The organism is Glycomyces arizonensis DSM 44726, assembly GCF_000482705.1.
GTDB lineage: Bacteria > Actinomycetota > Actinomycetes > Mycobacteriales > Micromonosporaceae > Glycomyces > Glycomyces arizonensis.
Genome location: NZ_AXWO01000002.1, coordinates 215414 through 235201, shown reverse-complemented (window position 1 = coordinate 235201; position 19788 = coordinate 215414). Strand labels below are relative to the sequence as shown.

Annotated in this window: 13 protein-coding genes; 5 read left to right on the top strand and 8 right to left on the bottom strand. The window is 70.7% G+C overall.

What is annotated here, in order from left to right; translation table 11 throughout:
• Window positions 1-117: 117 nt before the first annotated feature.
• From rpoB to H613_RS24215, 8 genes are all read right to left on the bottom strand, one after another.
• Complete coding sequence (rpoB, locus tag H613_RS0103780; RefSeq protein ID WP_026922752.1) at window positions 118-3549, bottom strand: DNA-directed RNA polymerase subunit beta; 3432 nt, start codon at window positions 3547-3549, stop codon at window positions 118-120.
• 1891 nt (window positions 3550-5440) lie between these two features.
• Window positions 5441-5824: a 50S ribosomal protein L7/L12 gene (gene rplL, locus H613_RS0103775; protein ID WP_026922751.1), complete on the bottom strand. Its 384-nt coding sequence runs from the start codon at window positions 5822-5824 to the stop codon at window positions 5441-5443.
• A gap of 34 nt (window positions 5825-5858) precedes the next feature.
• The gene (rplJ, locus tag H613_RS0103770; RefSeq protein ID WP_026922750.1) at window positions 5859-6398 is read right to left on the bottom strand and encodes a 50S ribosomal protein L10; all 540 of its coding nucleotides are present in this window, start codon (window positions 6396-6398) and stop codon (window positions 5859-5861) included.
• Between the two features lie 251 nt (window positions 6399-6649).
• The gene (rplA, locus tag H613_RS0103765; protein ID WP_026922749.1) at window positions 6650-7348 is read right to left on the bottom strand and encodes a 50S ribosomal protein L1; all 699 of its coding nucleotides are present in this window, start codon (window positions 7346-7348) and stop codon (window positions 6650-6652) included.
• Between the two features lie 89 nt (window positions 7349-7437).
• The gene (gene rplK / locus H613_RS0103760) at window positions 7438-7866 is read right to left on the bottom strand and encodes a 50S ribosomal protein L11 (protein ID WP_026922748.1); all 429 of its coding nucleotides are present in this window, start codon (window positions 7864-7866) and stop codon (window positions 7438-7440) included.
• Window positions 7867-8279: 413 nt separating this feature from the next.
• Window positions 8280-9053: a transcription termination/antitermination protein NusG gene (gene nusG / locus H613_RS0103755; protein ID WP_026922747.1), complete on the bottom strand. Its 774-nt coding sequence runs from the start codon at window positions 9051-9053 to the stop codon at window positions 8280-8282.
• 237 nt (window positions 9054-9290) lie between these two features.
• Window positions 9291-9575: a preprotein translocase subunit SecE gene (gene secE, locus H613_RS24220; RefSeq protein WP_051392910.1), complete on the bottom strand. Its 285-nt coding sequence runs from the start codon at window positions 9573-9575 to the stop codon at window positions 9291-9293.
• A 76-nt stretch (window positions 9576-9651) separates the two neighbouring features.
• Window positions 9652-10191 carry a GbsR/MarR family transcriptional regulator gene (locus H613_RS24215; RefSeq protein WP_211234690.1) on the bottom strand — a complete coding sequence of 180 codons (540 nt, stop codon included), beginning with the start codon at window positions 10189-10191 and terminating at the stop codon, window positions 9652-9654.
• An 87-nt stretch (window positions 10192-10278) separates the two neighbouring features.
• Between H613_RS24215 and H613_RS0103740 the strand changes: the two genes are divergently transcribed.
• The 5 genes from H613_RS0103740 to H613_RS0103720 all read left to right on the top strand — a co-directional run bounded on the left by H613_RS0103740 (window position 10279) and on the right by H613_RS0103720 (window position 19753).
• The gene (locus H613_RS0103740; RefSeq protein ID WP_026922746.1) at window positions 10279-11199 is read left to right on the top strand and encodes an ABC transporter ATP-binding protein; all 921 of its coding nucleotides are present in this window, start codon (window positions 10279-10281) and stop codon (window positions 11197-11199) included.
• Between the two features lie 2 nt (window positions 11200-11201).
• Window positions 11202-12848 carry an ABC transporter permease gene (locus H613_RS0103735; RefSeq protein ID WP_035735959.1) on the top strand — a complete coding sequence of 549 codons (1647 nt, stop codon included), beginning with the start codon at window positions 11202-11204 and terminating at the stop codon, window positions 12846-12848.
• Between the two features lie 46 nt (window positions 12849-12894).
• Window positions 12895-15996, top strand: coding sequence for an ATP-dependent helicase (locus H613_RS0103730; RefSeq protein WP_084546306.1), 3102 nt, complete (start codon window positions 12895-12897; stop codon window positions 15994-15996).
• Window positions 15989-19027 carry an ATP-dependent helicase gene (locus H613_RS24210; RefSeq protein WP_051392909.1) on the top strand — a complete coding sequence of 1013 codons (3039 nt, stop codon included), beginning with the start codon at window positions 15989-15991 and terminating at the stop codon, window positions 19025-19027. The genes H613_RS0103730 and H613_RS24210 overlap by 8 nt, the downstream gene beginning before the upstream one ends.
• Before the next feature lie 231 nt (window positions 19028-19258).
• On the top strand, window positions 19259-19753 hold the full coding sequence (locus H613_RS0103720; protein WP_026922743.1) for an Rv0361 family membrane protein: 495 nt from the start codon (window positions 19259-19261) through the stop codon (window positions 19751-19753).
• The last annotated feature ends 35 nt before the right edge of the window (window positions 19754-19788 follow it).

The following is a 19788-nucleotide window of genomic DNA, read 5'->3' as shown; positions in this document are numbered from 1 at the left end:
TTTTCTTTAAGCTTTGGCTCATGTACGGCTCCGCAGGCGTCGCCGTCGTGGGTTGAGACGTTGGGGAGGGCGGGCGGCCGTGCGAATGCACGATATGATGCCCGCCCTCGCTCGACGTCAGGCGCTTTCGAAGTCGACGCTGTTGGGCTCCTCGTGAGACAGGTCGATCCCCAGCTCCTCGGCCGCCCGGAACACCTCGTCGTCGGTCTCGGTCATCTGGATGGCCTGCCCGTCGGCGGACAGCACCTCCACGTTGAGACACAGCGACTGGAGCTCCTTGAGCAGCACCTTGAACGATTCCGGAATGCCCGGCTCGGGGACGTTCTCGCCCTTGACGATGGCCTCGTAGACCTTCACGCGGCCGACCACGTCGTCGGACTTGATCGTCAGCAGCTCCTGCAGCGCGTAGGCCGCGCCGTAGGCCTGCATGGCCCAGCACTCCATCTCACCGAAGCGCTGGCCGCCGAACTGGGCCTTGCCGCCGAGCGGCTGCTGGGTGATCATCGAGTACGGACCGGTGGAGCGGGCGTGGATCTTGTCGTCCACCATGTGGTTCAGCTTCAGGATGTACATGTAGCCGACGCTGATCGGGTCCGGGAACGGCTCCCCGGTGCGCCCGTCGAACAGCTGGGCCTTGCCGGTGGGGGCGACCATGCGCTCCCCGTCGCGGTTCGGCAGCGCGTTCGCGAGCACGCCCTGGACCTCCTCGGGGTGGGCGCCGTCGAACACCGGCGTCCCGACCTTCGAGTCGGCCGGGGCCTGGTCGGCCCCGATATCGCGGAGCGCCTGCGCCCAGGCCTCGTCGAAGTTCTCGATCTTCCAACCGGACTTCGCCGCCCAGCCGAGGTGGACCTCGAGGACCTGGCCGATGTTCATGCGCCCGGGCACGCCCATCGGGTTGAGCAGCACGTCGATCGGCGTGCCGTCGGGCAGGAACGGCATGTCCTCCTGCGGCACGACCTTCGAGATGACGCCCTTGTTGCCGTGGCGGCCGGCGAGCTTGTCGCCCACGCCGATCTTGCGCTTCTGCGCGATGTAGACGCGGACCAGCTCGTTGACGCCCGGCGACAGCTCGTCGCCGTCCTCGCGGCTGAAGGTCCGGACGCCGATGACGGTGCCGGCCTCGCCGTGCGGGACCTTGAGCGAGGTGTCGCGGACTTCGCGGGCCTTCTCGCCGAAGATCGCCCGCAGCAGGCGCTCCTCGGGGGTCAGCTCGGTCTCGCCCTTCGGGGTGACCTTGCCGACCAGGATGTCGCCGTCCTCGACCTCGGCGCCGATGCGGATGATGCCGCGGTCGTCGAGGTCGGAGAGCATCTCCTCGCCGACGTTCGGGATGTCCCGGGTGATCTCCTCGGGGCCGAGCTTCGTGTCGCGGGCGTCCACTTCGTGCTCGTCGATGTGGATCGAGGTGAGCACGTCGTTCTCGACCAGGCGCGAGGACAGGATGATCGCGTCCTCGAAGTTCTGGCCCTCCCACGAGGTGAAGGCGACGAGCAGGTTCTTGCCCAGGGCCATCTCGCCCTTGTCGGTCGAGGGGCCGTCGGCGATCGGCTGGCCGGCCTCGACGCGCTCGCCCTCGGTGACCAGCGGCACCTGGTTGGTGCACGAGCCGGCGTTGGAGCGGCGGAACTTGTGCAGCAGGTAGGTGCGGCGCATGCCGTCGTCCTGGGCGATGGTGATGTAGTCGGCGCTGGCGTCCTCGACGAGGCCGTCGGCCTCGGCGATGACGACGTCGCCGGCGTCGACCGCGGAGCGGTACTCCATGCCGGTGCCCACCAGCGGCGAGTCGGGCTTGATGAGCGGCACGGCCTGACGCTGCATGTTCGCGCCCATGAGGGCGCGGTTGGCGTCGTCGTGCTCCAGGAACGGCACGAGCGCGGTGGCCACGGAGGTCATCTGGCGCGGCGAGACGTCCATGTAGTCGATCTGGCCGCCGGGCACCAGCTCGGCCTCGCCGCCCCGGCCTCGGGCCAGGACCTGCGAGTCGGTGAAGGTGCCGTCGGGGTCGAGCTTCGCGTTCGCCTGGGCGATCGTGAACTTGTCCTCTTCATCGGCGGTCAGGTAGTCGAGATCGTCGGTGGCCCGGCCGTCGACGACCTTGCGGTACGGCGTCTCGATGAAGCCGAACGGGTTGACGCGCGCGAAGGTCGACATGCAGCCGATGAGGCCGATGTTCGGTCCTTCGGGCGTCTCGATCGGGCACATGCGGCCGTAGTGCGAGGTGTGGACGTCGCGGACGTCCATGGCGGCGCGGTCGCGCGAGAGGCCGCCCGGGCCGAGCGCCGAGAGGCGGCGACGGTGGGTCATGCCGGCGACCGGGTTGACCTGGTCCATGAACTGCGACAGCTGGGAGGTTCCGAAGAACTCCTTGATCGCGGCCACGACCGGGCGGATGTTGATCAGCGTCTGCGGCGTGATCGCCTCGACGTCCTGCGTGGTCATGCGCTCGCGGACGACGCGCTCCATGCGGGACAGGCCCACCCGGATCTGGTTCTGGATGAGCTCGCCGACGGTGCGCACGCGGCGGTTGCCGAAGTGGTCGATGTCGTCGGGCTGGTAGCCGGGCTCGGCCGAGTGCAGGCGGAGCATGTACTCGATCGTGGCGGCCAGGTCGTCCTCGGTGAGGATGCCGGTCGAGATCGGCGAGTCGAGGTCGAACTTCTTGTTGACCTTGTAGCGGCCGACCTTGGCCAGGTCGTAGCGCTTCGGGTTGAAGAACAGGTTCTCCAGGAGCGTCTGCGCGTTGTCCTTGGTCGGCGGCTCGCCGGGACGGAGCTTGCGGTAGATGTCGAGCAGCGCCTCGTCCTGCGAGTTGATGGTGTCCTTCTCGAGGGTCGCCATCATGAGCTCGGACCAGCCGAAGCGCTCGCGGATCCGATCGGCGTCCCAGCCGATGGCCTTGAGCAGGACCGTGACGGCCTGGCGGCGCTTGCGGTCGACGCGGACGCCGACGGTCTCGCGCTTGTCGACGTCGAACTCGAGCCAGGCGCCGCGGCCGGGAATGACCTTGGCGCTGGTGAGGTCGCGGTCCGAGGTCTTGTCGGGCTGCTTGTCGAAGTAGACGCCCGGCGAGCGGACGAGCTGCGAGACGACGACGCGCTCGGTCCCGTTGATGATGAACGTGCCCTTGGAGGTCATCATCGGGAAGTCGCCCATGAACACCGTCTGGCTCTTGATCTCGCCGGTGGTGTGGTTGATGAACTCCGCGGTGACGAACAGCGGGGCGCAGTAGGTGAGGTCCTTCTCCCGGCACTCCTCGATCGGGGCCTTGACCTCGTCGAAGCGCGGGTTGGAGAAGGAGAGGCTCATGGTGCCCGAGAAGTCTTCGATCGGGCTGATCTCTTCGAGGATCTCGTCCAGACCGCACTTGGCGCCCTCACCGACTCGACTCTTGTGGGCCTCGTTGCCGATGAGCCAGTCGAAGGAGTCCGTCTGGAGCGCGAGTAGGTTCGGGACTTCCAGTATTTCTTCGATCCTGCCGAACGAGGTCCGGCTGGGTGCGTGCTTGCTCTTGCTGGAGCTGGTCTTGCCAGTGCGGGAAGCTGCCAAGATTCGTCCTTCCGAGGACCTGAGTGTTACGACGGCCGGCGCATGCCAGGGTCACGACCCGAGCGGATCGGCGAGGGCGGCCGGAGGCAGGCTTCGGAGAACATGTTCGTGCCGAGCACGAGATGTTCGAGCGTTGATAGCCTTGAATCCCCACCGTCCACGCCCCTCACCGCGTCAAGAAGGCGTGAAGGAGGCAGCGCAAATTAATAGCTTAGTGTAAGCTTCGGCAACTGTCAACCCCCCGCCGGGTCAGCGGGGTAAGTGGTGACGACGATCTCCTTGGCTGCCGAAGCCCCTCCCAACTCAGGGTCGAATCTCACCGGGCCGCCGAGGCCCGGGCCTGCCTTGCGCCGCGTCGCACCGGCGGTGTGCCGTCACCCCGCCGATGAACGTTGCGCGCGCCACGTTGTGGCGCTTGAGCCCCTAGTTTGCAGGATGAAGTCACACTTCGTCAAGTCAACCGACGCATGCGGTGGGGTGCGAACCTTCGCACCGCCATTCCCGCGGTGGGCGGAACGGCCCCGCACGGCGGGTTCGCGGTCGAGGCGAAGCGGCGATCGCCGGGCCGGTCGTGGCGGCTGACCGGCGGACCGCCGCGGGCGTGCCGGGTGCCATGGTCGAGACCCCCGCTTCCGACGATCCGGCGGGTGGACTCCCCCGGTCCGCACAGCGAGGCCGGGACCGACCGCGACCACCGTGGGCGAGCGCCGGGCCCGCACCTGCCGTCCCGCTCGTTCGGCGCCGTGTCGGCCCGTCATCGCCGCCTGCGGCGGTGCGCGGCCGTTCATGGAGTTGTGCGTGGAAAGGCCCAGCGCGTCGGGATCGCGCCGGACCGGCGTCGCCGGACTCGTGCGCGTCCCGAACCGCCCGCGCTGATACCGATGGCTTGGCATTTGCGGACGGGGGCCGTGCGCCGTCGCCCTCGAAACGGCGCGGGCTCCATGCGCTGGGTCGGCCGATGGGTATCCCGGGCGGTGAAGCGCCAAACATCGCCGTACAGGGCTGCGGTGCCGCGGCGCGGCGAGCCGTCCCCTCCTCGGCTCGCCGCGCCGCGGCAGCGCTGGGAAACCGCGCGCCGGCGTGGCCGGTGCGGTGGGCTTGTGGCACGGCCGCGGCCTGAAAGTCGTTGAGGCCTCCGGGACACGTGCGTGTCCCGGAGGCGCTCGCGAGCCTGGGCTGCTCGCGGGCGCAGTGCACCCGGGCCGACTCCGAACGCGGGGACGGGCGCCGTTGCGTCGCCAAGTTGCCTTGCGGCGCCGCGCCTTCCGCGCATCGGGCCGACCTGCGGCCGCGGCCTGCGCCGCGGACCGGATCGCTCCGCACCTCCGGCGACCACCGGGATGGCCGCCTCACCGAGTACAACGAGTCCGCGCGATGAAGGTGACGCGGGCTCAGGCGACTTTTTCACGCGGCCTCGGCGGTTTAGCGGTGCTGCCGCCATCGCCTGCGGCGGGTGCCCGCCGCTGTGGAGCGCCGGTCGGGTGATGAAGTGCCCGGGCCGCGCCCCATCTGCGCGGCCCGGGCGGTTTCCCCATGCGGTCAAGTCTCAGACGCCGTTCGGGGGCGAGGCACGCTCCGGCCGGGCGCGCGCTTCGAGCGCGGCGCGGGCGTCGACGTGGATCTCCTCGCGCGAGTCTCCTACCCAAAGACGCTGCGGGCGTTCGGAACGGTTGCCCGCGCGCGGCGGTTTTATCCCTAGGGCGGATACGGCGAAACCGGGGCCGCACCGCCTTTCGGCGGCGCGGCCCCGGTCGTACAGGGCTGGGAGTCCCCACTGTGCTTCATGCAGGACTCGCAGGCTTCACCCGTGCTCATGCAGGACTCGCAAGCTTCGTCCTGTTGTCGCTCATCCGAGGCCCGCGGAGCGCGCCTCGTGTCGCTGAGCGGTCCCTTACTTCAGGGAGACGGTGGCGCCGGCGCCTTCGAGGGCCTCCTTGGCCTTCTCGGCGTCATCCTTGTTCACGCCTTCGAGGACGGCCTTGGGCGCGCCTTCGACGAGCTCCTTGGCTTCCTTCAGACCGAGGCTGGTGATGCCGCGGACTTCCTTGATGACCTTGATCTTCGAGTCACCGGCGGACTCGATGACCACGTCGAAGGTGTCCTTCTCGGCCTCGGCCTCGCCACCGGCGGCCGGAGCACCGGCAGCGGCGACGGCGACCGGGGCGGCGGCGGTGACGTCGAACTCTTCCTCGAACGCCTTCACGAACTCGGAGACCTCGAGGAGGGTCATCTCCTTGAAAGCGTCGAGCAGCTCGGCAGTGGACAGCTTAGCCATGGTGTTTCCTTTCTAAAGTCTTCGGGCCGCGGGGCTACTCCCCACTGGCCGCCTTCTTGTCCTGCAGTGCCGCGCCGAGCCGGGCCACCTGCGCGGCAGGGGCGGCGAGGACGGCGGCGGTCTTCTGCGCGTTGGCCTTGAGCGCACCGGCCAGCTTCGCGAGGAGCACTTCGCGCGACTCGAGGTCGGCGAGCCTGGTGATCTCTTCGACGGAGAGGGACTTGCCCTCCATGAATCCGCCCTTGATCACCAGGGCTTCGTGGTCCTTGGCGAAGTTGCGCAGGCCCTTGGCGGCTTCCACCGGGTCGCCTTCGATGAAGGTGATCGCGGTGGGGCCGGTGAACAGGTCGTCCAGACCGGTGACACCGGCCTGGCTCGCGGCGCGCTTGGCGAGGGTGTTCTTGGCGACGCGGTAGCGCGCCCCCTCGCCGAGGGAACGCCGGAGCTCACGCAGCTCCTCGACGGTCAGACCGCGGTACTCGGTGAGCACGGCGGCCGACGAGTTCGAGAAGCTCTCGGTCAGCTCGGCGATGGCGGACTGCTTGTCCGCCGGGAATTCCGTTCGTTCAGCCATGTTTCCCTCCTTTCTCGGCTGATGCATCCTCAACCGTCTGGAGGCGACAGAAAAGGCGCCCTCGCGGACGCCTCAAAGGAAATTCGACACCATGGTCGTTTCGAGTCGCCCTACGTTGGTCCCGGATGGTTTACAACCGCTCAAGGCGGTGACCGACGGTCTTCGGGTTGTGGAAAACGAATGAATTCTAGCAGGTGGAAAAGGACGAGCCCCGGCGCAGGAGCCTGCGTCGGGGCTACGTCACACGTGTCCTACTTGGCGGCCTTCACGGCCGAGGGGTCGACCGGGATGCCCGGGCCCATCGTCGTGGTCAGCGTGATCTTCTTGATGTAGATGCCCTTGGAGCTGGACGGCTTGAGCCGCTGCACCTCGTCGAGGGCGGCGGCGTAGTTCTCGGCGAGCTGCTCGGCCGAGAAGCTCGTCTTGCCGATCACCAGGTGCAGGTTGGCGTGCTTGTCGACGCGGAAGGCGATCTTGCCGCCCTTGATCTCCGTGACGGCCTTGGCGACGTCCGGGGTGACCGTGCCCGTCTTCGGGTTCGGCATCAGGCCGCGCGGGCCCAGAATCCGCGCGATCCGGCCGATCTTGGCCATCTGGTCGGGCGTGGCGACGGCGGCGTCGAAGTCGAGCCAGCCTTCGGAGATCCGCTTCACGAGCTCGTCGGAGCCGACCTCGTCGGCGCCGGCCGCGATGGCGGCCTCGGCCTTGTCGCCCTCGGCGAAGGCGATGACGCGGACGGTCTTGCCGGTGCCGTTGGGGAGCGAGACGGTGCCGCGGACGAGCTGGTCGGCCTGGCGCGGGTCGACGCCGAGGCGCATGGCGACCTCAACGGTGGCGTCGAACTTCGCCGGCGAGGTCTCCTTGGCGAGCTCGGCCGCCTGCAGCGGCCCGTACAGCTGCGTCCGGTCGACCTTCTTCTGAAGGTCGGAGTATTTCTTGCTGCGCTTCATGGTCCATCCTTCGGATGTCGTGGTGAGGACGAGCGCTCGCCCTTCCACAGGGTTGGTCGGTTCTGCTGTGCCGCTACTCGGCTGTCCCGCTACTCGACAGTGATGCCCATGGAGCGGGCGGTGCCGGCGACGATCTTCGCGGCGGCGTCGAGGTCGTTGGCGTTGAGGTCGGGGAGCTTCTTCTCCGCGATCTCGCGCACCTGGGCCTCGGTGACCTTGCCGACCTTGTCGCGGTGCGGCTCACCGGAGCCCTTGGCGACACCGGCGGCCTTGAGCAGCAGCTTGGCCGCGGGCGGGGTCTTGAGGACGAACGTGAACGAACGGTCCTCGTACACCGTGATCTCAGCGGGGAGGATCTCGCCGCGCTGCGACTCGGTGGCCGCGTTGTAGGCCTTGCAGAACTCCATGATGTTGACGCCGTGCTGGCCGAGGGCGGGACCCACCGGCGGAGCCGGGGTGGCCTGGCCACCCGCGAGTTCCAGCTTGAACGTCACAACGGCCTTCTTGTTAGGAGCCATCGTGTCCTTCTCTTCCTGGGCTGATTCGCAGCTCGCAGGCTTCGCTGCGGCTGGCTTGCGACGGGGCGGACCGCCCCGTTCCTTACATGGTCCGCGCCCGCGTTCCCGGCAGCGCCGGTGAGCCGCCGAGCGGCTCGGGAGCGGGCACGCAACTTCTCCACGATACTCGTCGGCGAAGCGAGCACTGCAAGCGAGGTGTGTGAGCTGGGCCAAGTCGCCGGACCATCGGAGGTACCCGCACCGGCGGCGCTTCGCGCCGTCCGCGGAGCCGTGCCGATCGGTCCGGGCCTGCGCGTGCGTCGCCTGGGGGCCGTGTTCGCGAAGAGCCGCTGCGGAGCGGTGCCCGCGACGAGCGGGCCGAGTCGTGAGTCCGGTGACGCTCCTTCAGGCGGCCCCGCCGGCCCGGAGCCTCACTACAGCTTCGAGACCTGGTTGAAGTTCAACTCCACCGGGGTCTCGCGTCCGAAGATGGAGACGAGGACCTTGAGCTTCTGCTGCTCGGCGTTGATCTCGGCGATCGTGGCGGGCATCGAGGCGAAGGCGCCGTCGACGACGGTCACGGACTCGCCTTCGGCGAAGTCGACCTTGATCTCGGGCTCGGCCGCGGCGGACTCCTCGGCGGCGGCCTCGGTGGCGGACTTCTGCTCGGGCGGCAGCAGCCACTGGATGACCTCGTCGAGCGGGAGCGGGCTGGGCCGGTCGGTGCGGTCGACCACGCCCACGAAGCCGGTCACGCCGGGCGTGTTGCGCACGACCGAGTAGGACTCGGGGGTCATCTCCATGCGGACCAGCACGTAGCTGGGGAAGACCTTCGCCTCGACCTTGGACCGCTTGCCGTTCTTGATCTCGACTTCGGTGTGGGTGGGGACCTCGATCTGGTAGATGTAGTCCTCCTGGTCGAAGGACTGGATCCGGTTCTCCAGGTTCGAGCGCACCCGGTTCTCGAAGCCGGCGTAGGAGTGCAGCACGTACCATTCGCCGGGCGCGAAGCGCAGCTTGGCGCGCAGCGCCTCGGCCGGGTCGACCTCGGGCTCCTCGGGCTCCTCGTTCTCGGGGTCCGCGGCCTCGACCTCGGCGGTCATGGTCTCGACGGCCTCGAGGTCGGTCTCCTCGTCGGCACCCGCGCCCTTCGCCGCGGCCGCCCGGGCCTCGGCGTCGTTCTTGAAGGCTTCGTCGAACTCAGACACGCTTAGCTCACATTCCGGCTCGTCCCCGCACGGCGGGGATCCACATTTCTCTCTTGGCTGCGGTGGAACTCTCCGCAGATGGTACGACTCGGGCGGCGTCGCCGCGGGCCCGTAACAGGCACGCGCCGGCAGGACCGGCGCGCGTTATACCCCTAGGGTAACCGGTTGTCCGGTGGAGACACCTCAGGCACCTCGGAACAGGCGCAGGTCACGTGTGCGGTGCGGCGCGGGCCGCCCCTAGGCGCCGTCGGCGCCGAAGGCGCGGCGGACCAGGTCGCCGAAGAGCAGGTCGAGCCCGCCGATGAAGGCCATCATGATGGCCACGAAGACCATCACCACGATGCTGTAGGTGATCAGCTGGCGGCGCGTGGGGTAGACGACCTTGCGGAGCTGCTCGACGACCTCGCGCAGGAAGCGGCCGAGTTTCTTGAAGGGGTTGCGCTCGGACTTACCCTCGCCGCGCTTGGGCGTGGGACGACCTTTGCCCGCGGTCGTGTCGGAGCGGCTGGTGTCGTCGGCCACGTCGGCTTCCTCCAGGGTTCGTCAGCTGAGTGAATTCCAGCGGTTTCTGAACGGGGGGCTCAGACCTGCAGCATACCTAGAAGGTGTCCCGCGGGCCAGACCGGGCGTTATCCGACGCGTCCGCGGCGCCGCGCTCTTCGCGCAGTCGCCGACGGTGCTCGTTCCAGCGCTCGCGCGAGGCCGCCAGCTCGGTCTTGATGAACTCCATGTAGTCGGCGGTCTGCCGGAGGCGCTCGCGGCCCGCGCCCGCGGGGAGGGCGCGGACGCCGTCGAGGGCCACGTCTCGGTAGCGGTCGAGGATCGGGCTGCGATCGAGCATGATCGAGCCCCAGATGTCGTCGTCGTTGAGCTGGTAGACGTCGGCGCGGGTGCCGGGGCGGCGGCCCTTGAACAGCAGGCCGATGCCGGTGAGCTCCCGGACGGCGCCGGAGATGGCGGCGAGGCTGACGTCGAGGCCGTCGGCGAGTTCGGCGGCGGTGTAGGTGACGGCGTCGTCGATGAGGATGTAGCTGAAGACGCGGGCGGACATCCGCTGCATGCCGCTGGCGACGAGGATCTCGGCGAACCGCTCGACGTAATCCCGCAGATCGGCGCGGTCTCTCAGGCGGTCCGGCATCGTGTTCCCCCTCGTTAGCGGCCTCAATGGTATGCCAACCGATCATACATTTTACAAATTTATGAAAACTGTGATAGTTTTTATGCCATGACCGCTGTCATCCGAACCGAGAAACTGGTCAAGCGCTTCGGTCACGTGACCGCGCTCGACGAACTCGACCTCGAGGTCGTCGAAGGCCAGACGCACGGCTTCCTCGGCCCGAACGGGGCCGGCAAGTCCACCACCATCCGCGTCCTGCTCGGGATGCTCCGCGCCGACGGCGGCACCGCCCGACTCTTCGGCGCCGACCCCTGGAGCGAGGCCGCCGAGCTCCACCGGCGCCTCGCCTACGTGCCCGGCGACGTCGCCCTCTGGCCCGGCCTGACCGGCGGGGAGACCATCGACGTCCTCGGGCGCCTGCGGGGCGGGATCGACAAGCGCAAACGCGACGAGCTGCTCGAGCGCTTCGACCTCGACCCGCGCAAGAAGGGCCGCTCCTACTCCAAGGGCAACCGCCAGAAGGTCGCCCTCGTGGCCGCCTTCGCCGCCGACGTCGACCTGCTCCTGCTCGACGAGCCCACCTCCGGGCTCGACCCGCTCATGGCCGCCGTGTTCAACGAGTGCGTCCGCGAGGTCGCCGCCCAGGGCAGGACCGTGCTGCTGTCCAGCCACGTCATGAGCGAGGTCGAGCAGCTGTGCGACCGCGTCAGCATCATCCGCAAGGGCGTCATCGCCGAGACCGGGACGCTCGCCGAGATGCGCCACTTCACCCGCTCGCAGGTCCACGCGGTCCTCAAGAACCCCGTCAGGGGCCTGGGCGACCACGAGGGCGTCCACGACCTCAAGACCGACGGCCTGGAGGTCCGCTTCCAGGTCGACGGCACCGCGCTCGACGACGTGCTCGCGCAGCTGGCCGTCGCCGGGATCGCCAGCCTGACGTGCGAGCCGCCGTCGCTGGAGCAGATGTTCCTGCGCTACTACGGCGACGAGCTGGCCGCCAAGGGCGTCGACAACGGCGGCGAGGAGTAGCCATGGCAACCGCAACCGCCGCCCCGGCAGTGCGGGAGGACGGCCTCGGCACGCTCGCCGGGACCGGGAAGCTCCTGCGCTTCCACGCCAGGCGCACCCGCGTCTACCTGATCGGCTGGTTCGCCGGCATGGTGGGCGGGACGCTGGCGATCGCCGCCTCGTTCCCCGAGCTGTACGCGACCCCCGACGAGCGCGCCCAGTTCGCCACCACGATGGACACTCCGGCGATGCGGTCCATGACCGGTCCCGGCGAGTACATCGACGCCTACGCCGGCAGCGGCTCGGCGATGTTCGCCCACCAGATGATCCTGTGGTCGACCCTCGTCGTCGCCGTCATGTACATCCTGCTCATCACGCGCCTGACGCGGGCCGACGAGGAGACCTCGCGGCTCGAGGTGATCAGGTCCGAGCCGGTGGGGCGGCGCGCCGACCTGGCCGCCGCGCTGCTGCTGGCGTGCCTCTCGGCCGTGGCGCTCGGTGTGCTCATCGGGCTGAGCACCCTGGTCATGGGGGACGCCGACGTCGCCGGCGCGATGCTCTACGGCCTGCTGCACACCGCCGTCGCCGTCGCCTTCGCCGCGATCACCGCGGTGACCGCCCAGATCGCCGGCTACAGCTCGACTGCGAACGCGTTCGCCTTCGGCGTCCTGGCCTTCGGGGTGCTGATGAGCATGGTCGGCAACGCGCAGGAGAACGCCGCGCTCTGGCTCTCCCCGTTCGGCTGGGCTCAGGCGACCTTCGTGTTCACGCCCGAGCAGAACTGGGTCCCGATCGGCGTCGCCGCCATCGTCTCGGCGCTGTTGATCTGGCTGGCGTTCGCCTTGGTCGCCCGCCGGGACTTCGGGCAGGGGCTCATGGCCGCCCGCCCGGGGCCTTCGAGTGCGGGGGCCGGGCTGCGCTCGATCGGCTCGCTGACCTTCCGCCTCAGCCGCGGCCTGCTGTGGGCCGGGATCGTCACCATGGTCCTGCTCGGCGCCGCGTACGGCTCGGTCGTCGGCGGCGCCGACGACATATTCGACACGCTCTCGGACACGCAGCGCGAGATCTTCACGCAGCAGGGCGCCTCCATCACCGAGGGCTTCGTGGTGACCATCTCGCTGATCGACGCGTTCACCGCCACCATCTTCGGGCTGCTCGTGATCGGGCGGGCCCGGAAGGAGGAAACCGGGGGGCGCGGCGAGCTGCTCGCCGCCGCGCCCATCCCGCGGTCGGGATGGCCCGGCTCGTACCTGCCGATGGCGCTCGCCTCGGCCACCGTCGCCACCGTCTGCGGCGCGGTCTTCCTGGCGCTGACGGGGGCTGGCTCGGTCGGCGACTGGTCGTTCTTCGACGACATGCTCGTCGGCGGGCTGGTCCACCTGCCCGCGATCTGGATCATGGTGGCGCTCGCGTTCGCCTGCTTCGGCTGGCTGCCGCGGGCCGGGTGGCTGCGCTGGCTGCCGTGGGCGTACGTGTTCATCGCGGGGTACTTCGGGCCCATCCTGGAGCTTCCGGACGTGATGGTGAACCTCTCGCCGTACGAGCACGTACCGTCCTATCCGGTCGCCGACCTGGACTGGCTGCCGCTGATCGTGTTGACCGCCATAGCCGCCGCGCTCTGCGCCCTCGGCTACCTGGGGGTGCGGCGCAGGAATCTCCAATTCGCCTAGCGGCCTGCTAGCGGTCTGTCAGGCCCCTGTGATTGGGTAGGGACCCATGAGGGGAGCAGCCGAGCTTCGATACGAACTGATCGATCCGCCCGCTGCGCTCGCCGAGCCGGTGCTCGACGAGGCGCAGCGGGCGGTCGTCGCTCACACCGCCGGGCCGCTGCTGGTCCGCGGCGGGCCCGGCACCGGCAAGACCGAGGCCCTCATCCGCAGCGCCGCAGCGAAAGTCGAGGACGGCGCCGACCCGGCCTCGATCCTGGTGCTGGGGCTGCGCCGCCCCGACACCGCGTATCTGCGCGACCGGATCAACGCGCTCACGGCTCCGCACTCCGCTGCCGAGGTCGGCGTGTTCACCTTCGCGGCGCTCGCGTTCGCGGTGCTGCGCGCCGCGGCGGTGGCCGACGGCCGCGACGAGCCGCGGCTGCTCACCGGCCCCGAGGCGGACGCGCTCATCCGGTCCATGCTCGCCGCCGAGGACTTCTCGTGGCCCGAGGGCCTGTCGGAGGCGTTGGGCACCTACGCGTTCACGCAGCAGCTCCAGGACCTCATCATGCGCTGCGGTGAGCGCGGGATCACCGAGAGGGACCTGGCGCGGCTCGGCCGCGAGCACGACCGTCCCGAGTGGATAGCCGCGGCGCGGTTCTACGACCGCTACGTCACCACCCTCGCCGTCCAGTCCATGGCCAGTGGCCTGTACGACGCGGCCGAGCTCATCCGCGCCGCCTCGGCCGAACTGCGCGCCTGGCCCGATCTGGTGCCGCGCCCGGCGTGGGTGTTCGTCGACGACCTCCAGGACGCCACGCCCGCCCACGTCGAACTGCTCGAGCTCCTGGCGGGCGAGGGCGGGAACCTCGTCGCCGCCGGGTGCCCCGACGAGGCCGTGTTCGCCTACCGGGGCGGCGATCCGGAGTCCGTGCGCGACTTCCCCGACCGGTTCGCCGCGACGGGCGGCGAGGACGCGCCGACCGTGCGGCTTTCGAACACGCACACCGTCGCCCTCGCGCCGCTGTCGGCCACCATTCGGCTCTCGGGGCGGCTGCGGGGCCCCGACCGGGACCGTAGGAGGGGCACCGACTCCGAAGCGGACGGTTCGGCCGCGGTCGTGCACCTGCCCTCGCCCACCCGCGAGGCCGTCCACATCGCCGACACGCTCCGCCGCGCCCACCTGCTCGAGGGCACCCCCTACGCCGACATGGCCGTCGTCGTCAAGTCCGCCTCGGCCATCCCGCAGCTGCGCCGCGCCATGCAGCACGCGGGCGTCCCGACGCATCAGGCCTCCGACGACGTGCCGCTCCCGGCCCACCCGACCGTCCGCGACCTGCTCCGCATCGTCCTGATCGGACGGCACATGGACCGGCTCGACGAGACCACCGCCGCCGGTCTCCTGCACTCCGCGTTCGGCGGCGCCGACCCGTTCGCCGAACGGCGGCTGCGCCAGGAGCTGCGCCGCATCGCCATCGCCGCCGACGACTTCTCCCCCACCGCCGACCTCCTCGTCCAGGCCCTCGCCGACCCCGGCGAGATCGCCTCCCTGCCAGACGAGGAGTGGGCCGCGCCCGCGCGGCGGCTCTCGGCCCTGTTCGAGGCGGCCAGGGGCCCCGGCGGCATCGGCGACGTCCTGTGGCGGGTGTGGGAGACCTCCGGCATGGGCGAGCGCCTCAAGCGCCGCGCCCTGTCGGCCGACCGGCGCGCGCAGCGGGCCGACGCCGAGCTCGACGCCGTCATCGCCCTGTTCGACGTCGCCGCCGACTACGAGCGCAAGCAGCCGGGCGCCCTGGTCGACGTGTTCGCCGAGCACGTCCTCCACCAGCAGCTGCCCGGCGCCTACCGGTCGCAGGCGGCCGACGTCGGCGACGCGGTCACCCTCACCACCGCCCACGCCGCCCACGGCCGGCAGTGGGACTTCGTCGTCGTCGCCGGGGCGCAGGAGGGCCTGTGGCCGAACCTGCGCCCGCGCGGTTCGGTCATGGGCGCCGAGGCCCTGGTCGACCTCCTCGAAGGCCGCGCCGACGTCGACGCCGTCGCGCAGCTGCTCGACGAGGACCGCCGCCTGTTCTACGTCGCCTGCACCAGGGCCCGCACGCGCCTGCTGGTCACCACCGTCGACTCCGACGACCTGCAGCCCAGCCGGTTCTGCGCCGAACTCGGCATCGAGGCGAGCAGCCCGCCGCGCGGCGTGCGGCCCCTGAGCCTGGCGGCGCTGGTGGCCCGGCTGCGGGAGATCGTCGTCGACGCCGGGCATCCGGGCCGGGCCGCCGCCGCGGCGCAGTTGCAGCGGCTCGCCTCGGCCGTCGTGCCCGGCGCGAGCCCGGCCGCGTGGTGGGGCCTGGCCGAGCTGTCCGACGAGCGCGCCCTCGCGCTCGCGGGCGAGACCGTGAAGATCTCGCCCTCGCAAGTGGAGAAGACCCAGCAGTGCGGCCTGCGGTGGGTCCTCGAATCCCACGGCGGCGACTCGAGCGAGCCGCTCCCCCGCCACATGGGCACGCTGCTGCACGCCGCCGCCGAGGCCGTCGCCGAGACGCCCGACGCCGACCCCGCCGAGGTCATGCGCCACGTCGTCGACCAGCACTTCGACCGCCTCCCGTTCGAGGCGCCCTGGCAGGCCGAGCAGGAGCGGCGGCGCATCGCCGGGGCGGTGGAGCGGTTCGCCGCCTGGCTGCGGGCCAACAAGCGCGAACTGCTCGGCGCCGAGCGCTCCTTCCGCGTCAAGCTCGAACTCGGCCCGCCCGGCGTCGAGGTCGTCATGTCCGGGCAGGTCGACCGGCTCGAACGCGACGAGGACGGCCGCCTCTACGTCGTCGACCTCAAGACCGGCAAGCACACGCCCAGCCAGAGAGACGCCGAGCAGCACTCGCAGATGGGCGCCTACCAGCTCGCCGTCACCCAGGGCGCCTTCGAGGAGGGCACCGAGGCGGGCGGGGCCGAACTGGTCTACCCGAGCGTGGAGAACAAGACGAAGACGAAGGCGCTCACGCAGGGGCCGCTCGGCGACGCCGCGAACCCCGAGTGGGCCGCCGACCTGGTCGACGACACCGCCCGCCAGATGGGCGCGGCCGCGTTCGAGGCCAGGCACTCGGGCAAGTGCGCCACCTGCTCGGTCAGGAACTGCTGTCCCATCGCCGATGAGGGACGGCAGGTCACCGATGAGTGAGGGCGTCTACAGCGCGGTCGGCCTCGCGAACCGGCTCGGCGAGCACACCCCCACCGAGGAGCAGCGGGCCGTCATCGAGGCGGGGACGGCGCCGCTCCTCGTCGTGGCCGGGGCCGGGTCGGGCAAGACCACCACGATGGCCGACCGGGTGGTGTGGCTCATCGCCAACCGCGTCGTGCGGCCCGAGCGCATCCTCGGGCTCACCTTCACCCGCAAGGCCGCCGCCGAACTGGCCGCGCGGGTGCGCGAGAAGCTCCGCAAGCTCGCCGAGAGCATCCCCGAACTGTCCAAGATGCACGGCGAGCCGACCGTGTCCACCTACAACGCGTACGCCGCGAGCCTGGTCACCGAGCACGGCATCCGCATCGGCGTCGAGCCGAGCACGCGCGTGGTCACCGAGACCGGCCGCTGGCAGCTCGCCCGCGACGTGGTGACGGCCTGGGACGGGGAGATGACCGAGTTCGACGTCGGCATCGACAAGGTCACCGAGCTGGTCCTGCGCCTCGCCGGCGAACTGGCCGAGCACCTGCGCGGCGGCGAGGACCTGCGCGGCTTCGGCCGCGGCCTGGCCGCCGAGCTCGCCGAACGGCAGGCGGCGAAGGACAACGAGGACTACCGCTCGTTCGTCGGCCTGCTGCGCAAGCACCGGCAGCTGCTGCCGCTGGTCGAGGCGTGGGAGCGGCGCAAGCGCGAGCTCGGCGTCATGGACTTCGCCGACCAGCTCTCGCTCGCGGCCGACCTCGTCGCCGCCTCGCCCGAGATCGTGCGCACCGAGCGCGACCGGTGGCGGGCCGTCCTGCTCGACGAATACCAGGACACCTCGCATTCGCAGGTGACGCTGCTGCGCGACCTGTTCGGCGCCGGACACCCCGTGACGGCCGTGGGCGACCCGAACCAGTCGATCTACTCCTGGCGCGGGGCCTCGGCGGGCACCTTGCAGCGCTTCCCCGCCGACTTCCCCGGCCCCGGCGGCGAGGCGGCGTCCACGGTGTACCTCACCACGTCGTGGCGCAACCGGACCCGGATCCTCGACGTCGCCAACGCGGTCTCGGCGCCGCTGCGCGCCGGGACCGTGCCGCCCTTGACCGCGGGCGTCGACGGCGGCGGCCGCGTCGAGGCGGCCATGCACCTGACCGCCGACGACGAGGCCGAGTGGATCGCCTCTCGCCTGGTCGAGACGTGGGACCCCGAGGGCGAGGCGACCGCGGCGGTGCTCGTGCGCAAGCGGCGCCAGATCCCCGCCCTCCACCGGGCCTTGACGGCCGCCGGGCTGCCGGTGCAGGTCGTCGGCTCGCTCGGGCTGCTGTACTACCCGGAGGTCGCCGAGGTCGTGGCGATGCTGCGGGCCGCCGCCGACCCGACGAACGGCCCGGCGCTCATGCGGCTGCTCACCGGCACGCGGTGGCGCATCGGCCCCAGGGACATCGGGGCGCTGTGGAACCGGGCCAAGGAGATGGCCCCGGGCGTGCGCGGTTTCGAGCCCGACGCGGGCGTCGAGGCCGAGGCGTCCCTGGCCGACGCGCTGGCCGACCCGGGCGACGCCGAGCAGTACTCGGCGCTGGGGCTGCTGCGCTTCGCCCAGCTGCACGAGGAGCTCACGTGGATCAGGAGCCGCCTGGGCCAGAGCCTGCCCGACATCGTCGGCGACGTCATCGGCTACACCGGCCTGGACGTGGAGGTCATGCTCCACCGCGGGGACCTGGCGAACCTGGACGAGTTCACCGACATCGCCGCCTCGTACGAGAACGACACGAGCGGCGCGAGCGTCCCCGGGTTCCTGTCCTACCTGGAGTCGGCGGCCGAACGCGAACGGGGCCTGGTCATCGAGGGCGCGAAGGCCGCCGGCGGGGTGGTGCAGCTGATGACGGTGCACGCCGCGAAGGGCCTGGAATGGGACACGGTGGCCGTGCCGGGGCTGTGCGAGGGCATCCTGCCGAGCGGCGGCGCGGCCTCGACGTGGGTGACCGATCCGTCCCGGCTGCCGTACCCGCTGCGGGGCGACGCCGCGAACCTGCCCGTGCTGTACCTGGACGAGGCCCGCACGCCCGCCGAGGTCAAAAAGGCCCTGACCGCCTTCAAGGCGGACGACAAGGAGGCCCGGCTCGACGAGGAGCGGCGACTGGCCTATGTGGCGTTGACGCGGGCGAAGCACCTGCTGCTGGCGGGCGGCTACTGGTGGGACGCCGACTCCAGCCGGGCCAGGAAGCCCGCCCCGTACCTGGAGGAGGCGCGCCTCGCCGGAGCCGAGGCCGCCGTCTGGACCGAGTCGGGGCCGTCCAACCCGCTCGAGGAGCAGGGGCGCACGGCCCAGTGGCCGAAGGCCGCGCCGCTGGGGTCGCGGCAGGACTCGTTCGCCGAGGCGGCCGAGCTCGTCGCCGCCTCGGGCGAGCTGAGCGACGCCCCGGCGGCCAGGCGCTGGGCCGAGGAGGCCGCGCTGCTGCTGGCCGAGCGGGACGAGCGCGAATCCGGCGTGGTCAAGCTGCCGCGCCCGCGTCGCCTCTCGACGTCCCAGCTGATGGCGATGCGGGCGGACGAGGCGGCGTTCGCCGCCGAGCGGCGGCGCCCGATGCCGCGGCCGCCGCATCAGGCGACGCGGCGGGGCACCGAGTTCCACGCGTGGGTCGAGGAGTTCTTCGGCGGCGGGACCCTGTTCGACCCGGACGACCTGCCGGGCGCGGCCGACGAGGCGGTCGGCGACGAGGAGCTGGACCGGCTCAAGGACGCCTTCAAGCGCTCGGAGTGGGCGGGGCGCGCCGTCGTCGCCCAGGAGGTGCCGTTCGTGATCGAGTACGAGGGCACGCTGGTGCGGGGCCGGATCGACGCGGTGTTCGCCGCCGAGGACGGCGGCTTCGACCTCGTCGACTGGAAGACCGGCCGCCCGCCCGAAGGCGAGGCGGCCCAGAACGCCGCGCTGCAGCTGCGCGTCTACCGCAAGGCGTGGGCGAAGCTGCGGGGCGTCCCCGAATCGCGGGTGCGGGCCGCGTTCTACTACGTGGGCGCCGACCGCACGTGGTGGCCCGACCTGGACTGAGCAGCCCCCCGCCGCCCGCCGCGCCCGGCTCGCGCCCGAGTGGGGCCGTGCGCGCCGGACGACGCCACCGCCACAAGCATCCCGACCAGCGGCGGAGCGGGTCCCGAGCAAACAAGAGTGTGGTCCTGTGGTGCTAATGTCACGGCGGGCCTTGAAGCCGGCCGAGAACGACTGCCGGTCCGCTTCTACCCGACGGGCCCGATCCGATGCTTCCCAATTCGATTGGAACTCATGATGCACAGCAAGCTGACCCCTGTCCGCCGGGCGGCGGCCGTGGCCGGCGGCGCCCTCGCCACCGCGCTGGTACTCGCCGCCTGCGGCGGCGGCGCGGACACCCCCGAAGCGGCGGTGGAGAACTTCTACGACAACGGCGCCGAGGACTTCCTGGGCGCCTTCGCCGAGGGGGACTTCGACAAGGTCGCCGAGGTCGGCGCCGACTACTTCTGCGAGGAGGACGTCACGGACATCCAGTCGACCGCCGACGAGATGAAGTCGATGTCGGACGAGGAGATCGACGCGATGATGGGCTCGATGCCCGACTTCAGCGAGGTCGACTTCGAGTACGACATCCTCGAGACCACCGAGGACGGCGACACCGCCACCGTCGAGGTCGAGGTGACCGGCCCGGACTTCGCGACCGGCGAGGAGTCGACCGAGACCTCGACGATGAACCTGGTCAAGGAAGAAGACGAATGGAAGATCTGCGGCGGCGACTTCCTCTCCTGACCCGCAACACCATCTGACACAAGGGGCCCGGCGGC

Excerpts from the sequence above, each read along its gene's own strand:
- H613_RS0103730 (WP_084546306.1), top strand. The coding sequence starts at position 12,895 with ATGAGGGGAGCAGCCGAGCTTCGATACGAACTGATCGATCCGCCCGCT.
- rplA (WP_026922749.1), bottom strand. The coding sequence starts at position 7,348 with ATGAAGCGCAGCAAGAAATACTCCGACCTTCAGAAGAAGGTCGACCGG.
- H613_RS0103740 (WP_026922746.1), top strand. The coding sequence starts at position 10,279 with ATGACCGCTGTCATCCGAACCGAGAAACTGGTCAAGCGCTTCGGTCAC.
- rplK (WP_026922748.1), bottom strand. The coding sequence starts at position 7,866 with ATGGCTCCTAACAAGAAGGCCGTTGTGACGTTCAAGCTGGAACTCGCG.
- H613_RS24210 (WP_051392909.1), top strand. The coding sequence starts at position 15,989 with ATGAGTGAGGGCGTCTACAGCGCGGTCGGCCTCGCGAACCGGCTCGGC.
- rplJ (WP_026922750.1), bottom strand. The coding sequence starts at position 6,398 with ATGGCTGAACGAACGGAATTCCCGGCGGACAAGCAGTCCGCCATCGCC.
- H613_RS0103720 (WP_026922743.1), top strand. The coding sequence starts at position 19,259 with ATGATGCACAGCAAGCTGACCCCTGTCCGCCGGGCGGCGGCCGTGGCC.
- H613_RS24215 (WP_211234690.1), bottom strand. The coding sequence starts at position 10,191 with ATGCCGGACCGCCTGAGAGACCGCGCCGATCTGCGGGATTACGTCGAG.
- H613_RS0103735 (WP_035735959.1), top strand. The coding sequence starts at position 11,202 with ATGGCAACCGCAACCGCCGCCCCGGCAGTGCGGGAGGACGGCCTCGGC.
- rplL (WP_026922751.1), bottom strand. The coding sequence starts at position 5,824 with ATGGCTAAGCTGTCCACTGCCGAGCTGCTCGACGCTTTCAAGGAGATG.